This window comes from Ralstonia sp. ASV6, from assembly GCF_016429285.1.
Taxonomy (GTDB): Bacteria; Pseudomonadota; Gammaproteobacteria; order Burkholderiales; family Burkholderiaceae; genus Ralstonia; species Ralstonia flaminis.
Genome location: NZ_JAELUI010000247.1, coordinates 1 through 4,318 on the forward strand (window position 1 = coordinate 1; position 4,318 = coordinate 4,318).

1 protein-coding gene and 1 pseudogene are annotated in these 4,318 nt (G+C 64.3%); one reads left to right on the forward strand and one right to left on the reverse strand.

Annotated elements, in window-relative coordinates:
- Positions 1-21: 21 nt before the first annotated feature.
- Complete coding sequence (locus JHD73_RS26715) at positions 22-2,985, reverse strand: ribonucleoside-diphosphate reductase subunit alpha (RefSeq protein ID WP_199033166.1); 2,964 nt, start codon at positions 2,983-2,985, stop codon at positions 22-24.
- Between the two features lie 652 nt (positions 2,986-3,637).
- Between JHD73_RS26715 and JHD73_RS26720 the strand changes: the two are divergent.
- Positions 3,638-4,318 (forward strand): annotated as a pseudogene (locus JHD73_RS26720) (alkaline phosphatase family protein); the annotation flags it as partial.

The following is a 4,318-nucleotide window of genomic DNA, read 5'->3' on the forward strand; positions in this document are numbered from 1 at the left end:
GGTAACAGCCCGCTCAGTGCTTTATTGGCAGGCTTCGCACTCTTCGAAACCGGGGTCGCCCGGGCGCATCGTGCACACGGCGCCTTCGGCTTCCGGCATGGCCTGCGCGGTGGCAGCAGCGGCATCCAGCGCGCTGGTCGGCGCAGCCTGCGATGCACCCGCCGCCGACACGCCACCCACATCGCTACCCGACGACACGGCGTTCAGCGTGCCGCGCGACACGGTCGACTTCTCGACGTGCGTGGCGCCGATCGTGCGCAGGTAGTACGTGGTCTTCAGGCCACGCAGCCAGGCCAGCTTGTAGGTATCGTCCAGCTTCTTGCCCGACGCGCCGGCCATGTAGATGTTCAGCGACTGCGCCTGGTCGATCCACTTCTGGCGACGCGAGGCCGCTTCCACCAGCCACGTCGGCTCCACCTCGAAGGCCGTTGCGTACAGGTCGCGCAGGTCTTGCGGGATGCGGTCGATGCGGGCCAGCGAGCCGTCGAAATACTTCAGGTCGGCGACCATCACTTCGTCCCACAGGCCGCGCGCCTTCAGGTCGCGCACCAGGTAGTCGTTGACCACCGTGAACTCGCCCGACAGGTTCGACTTGACGTACAGGTTCTGGTACGTCGGCTCGATACAGGCCGACACGCCGATGATGTTCGAGATGGTGGCCGTCGGGGCGATCGCCACGCAGTTCGAGTTGCGCATGCCGTACTGCTTGATGCGGCCGCGCAGGCTGTCCCAGTCCATCGTCGACGACATATCCGTTTCCAGATAGCCACCGCGCTCTTCGGCCAGCAGCTTGAGCGAGTCTTGCGGCAGGATGCCACGATCCCACAGCGAGCCCTTGTAGCTGCTGTAGCGGCCACGCTCTTCGGCCAGTTCGGTCGATGCCCAGTAGGCGTAGTAGCAGACCGCTTCCATCGAGGTGTCGGCAAACTGCACGGCACCTTCGCTGGCGTACGGAATGCGCAGCACATGCAGCGCGTCCTGGAAGCCCATGATGCCCATGCCGACCGGACGGTGGCGCAGGTTCGAATCACGTGCCTTCTTGACGGCGTAATAGTTGATGTCGATCACGTTGTCGAGCATGCGCATGGCGGTGCGCACGGTCTTCTTCAGCTTCTCGTGATCCAGCACCACGCTACCGTCGGCCTGCTTGACCAGGTGAGCGACCAGGTTCACCGAACCCAGGTTGCAGACGGCGATTTCGCTGTCGTTGGTGTTCAGCGTGATTTCCGTGCACAGGTTGGAGCTGTGCACCACGCCCACGTGCTGCTGCGGGCTGCGGATGTTGCACGGATCCTTGAACGTGATCCACGGGTGGCCGGTTTCGAACAGCATGCCCAGCATCTTGCGCCACAGTTGCAGCGCCGGCATCTTCTTGAAGAGCTTGATCTCGCCGCGCGCGACCTTGTCTTCGTAGCCCAGATAGGCCTGCTCGAATGCCTTGCCGACCTTGTCATGCAGGTCCGGGCAGGTGGACGGCGAGAACAGCGTCCACTCGCCGCCTTCCATCACACGCTTCATGAACAGGTCCGGAATCCAGTTGGCCGTGTTCATGTCGTGCGTGCGGCGGCGGTCGTCGCCGGTGTTCTTGCGCAGCTCCAGGAATTCTTCGATATCCAGGTGCCACGTTTCCAGGTACGCGCAGACGGCGCCCTTGCGCTTGCCGCCTTGGTTGACTGCGACAGCCGTGTCGTTGACCACCTTCAGGAACGGCACCACGCCTTGGCTCTTACCGTTCGTACCCTTGATGTGCGAGCCGAGTGCGCGCACGTTGGTCCAGTCGTTGCCCAGGCCGCCGGCGAACTTGGAGAGCAGCGCGTTTTCCTTCAGCGCTTCGTAAATGCCGTCCAGATCATCCGACACGGTGGTCAGGTAGCACGACGACAGCTGCGAACGGCGCGTGCCCGAGTTGAACAGCGTCGGCGTCGACGACATGAAGTCAAACGACGACAGCAGTTGATAGAACTCGATGGCGCGGGCTTCGCGGTCGATTTCGTTCAGGGCCAGGCCCATCGCCACGCGCATGAAGAATGCCTGCGGCATCTCGATGCGGGTTTCGTTGATGTGCAGGAAGTAGCGGTCGTACAGCGTCTGCAGGCCGAGGTAGTTGAACTGGAAGTCGCGCGAGGCGTCCAGCGCCGCGCCCAGCCTCACCAGGTCGAACTGGGCCAGCTTGTCGTCGAGCAGCTCGGCGTTGATGCCGCGCTTGATGAACTGCGGGAAGTAGTCGACATAACGCGCGCTCATTTCCGCTTGCGTGACTTCTTCGCCGAGGATCTCGCGGCGGATCGTATGCATCAGGATGCGCGCGGTGACCTGGCTGTACGCCGGGTCCTTTTCGATCAGGGTACGCGAGGCCAGGATGGCCGAGTCGTACACCTGGCTCATCGGCACGCCTTCATACAGGTTCTTGACCGTTTCCTTGAGGATCGGCTCCGGGTCCACTGCGTCGCCCAGACCTTCGCAGGCCGAGACGATCACGTTGCGCAGCGCCACCATGTCCAGCGGGCGGGTGATGCCGCCGTCGGTCACGTTCAGGCCGATGAAGGCCGGTTGCTGCTGCGTTTCGCCGGCCTGTGCGCGCTCCTGGGCGCGGCGCTCGCGGTACAGCACGTAGGCGCGGGCCACGTCGTGTTCGCCCGAGCGCATCAGGGCCAGTTCCACCTGGTCCTGCACGTCTTCGATGTGGAACGTGCCACCGTTCGGGCGGCTGCGCAGCAGGGCGCGCACCACGTTCTGCGTCTGTTGGTCGACCAGCTCGCGCACACGCGCGGAAGCAGCGCCCTGCCCGCCATTCACGGCGAGGAAGGCCTTGGTCATCGCCACAGCAATCTTGGAGGGCTCGAAACCAACCACCGCACCGTTACGGCGGATGATCTTGTAGTCAGCGTAGCCGGTGCCGGGGGCCACGGCCGTGCCGCCAGCACTTTGCGCAAATTGGGAAGGATTGGCGGTGCCGGAGTGAATTTCGGATTGGGCCGTTTGCATAAGGACTCCTGTTGAACCGTTCGATTGGCGGCTCGCCTGGGGTGATGAACCCTTGGCAAACCCTTGCGCCGCGCAGAGAAAAAGAGACGGAAAAGGCCCTTGCCTTTCCTCGGCCCCCAAGCGCCGGCTTGACCCGCCGTACGCTCGCCCCCGCGCGGGCGCCGAAATGAGAATCCCGGAAATTCACCACTACATCTAGTGTGTCACCCCGGGATTGGCGCTAAGTATAGTGGGCCAATCGAATTTGCCTAGTCTTGACAGATGGGGTTTCGGGGGCTTTTTTGCAATCGGAATGCAGCGCCGCAAGCCCGCCATCCCAGTCTGTACAAAGGGCCGTCGGGACTCGCGTGTGGCGTCGCAATGGACACATTTTCAGAATAATTCTTTCTATCACCTTCACAAGATCAATAGACCTCACCTCATCTGCAGTAGGGGTATGTGTGGCGCGCACTGCACTGGTGCGCAGATGCACCGCATCGGCTTCCGATGATTCCTCGTGCACTCAAGAAATCCGAATAGCGGCATCAGTATTCTTGCCGCGCCTGTCACCTGAGCGACAGGCCCCGTCCCTACTCTTCGGTCGCATTGCGGGGGAGCGCAATCAGAGCGGCCCGCGCCCGCGCGCCGCGCACACAGACCGAGGAAAACCGACATGGCTTCGAACCAACCTGCCCGCCGCCTGCTCACGGCCGCGCTGGGCGCAACCGTGGCCGCCACGCTGGCGGCCTGTGGCGGGGGCAGCGACAGCGCGCCCGTCGCCAACCCTGGCGGCACGAATGTGCCGTCCACCAGCGCCAGCAAGAAAGTGCTGGTGGTGGGCGTGGATGGCGCGACCTATGCGCAGGTGCAGAGCGCGCTGCTGCAGCGCAGCCTGCCGAACCTGGGCACGCTGTCCGTGATGCCCGCCTCGACCGGCGGCACGCTGGGCACAACCACCGCGCAACCGCCGTTGGATACGCCGAGCTGGGCCACCGTGCTGTCGGGCGCCTGGCAGAACCGACACGGCGTAACCGACGACACCGTCGTCACGCTGGCCGCCCCGACCGTCTTCAGCTACGCGCGCAGCGCCGCCAAGGCCGCCGGCACCACGCAGCGCCTGGGCGCAGCCGTCAGCTCGGCCGTGCTGCCCGCGCTGCTCAAGGCCGACCAACAGGCCGGCAACCTCGACACGCTGGTCGACTGCGCCCAGGTGGACACATGCGTCACACAGAACAGCGTGAAGCTCGTGCAGTCCGGCTATGACGTCGTCTTTGCGCAGTACACCGCGCCCGCGGCCGCCGCTCTCGCCTCGGGCCTGCAAAGCGATGCGTACGCCGCCGCACTGAGCAGCGTC

Bases quoted from the DNA above. Each gene is read 5' to 3' on its own strand.
- JHD73_RS26715 (WP_199033166.1), bottom strand. From the start codon at position 2,985: ATGCAAACGGCCCAATCCGAAATTCACTCCGGCACCGCCAATCCTTCC.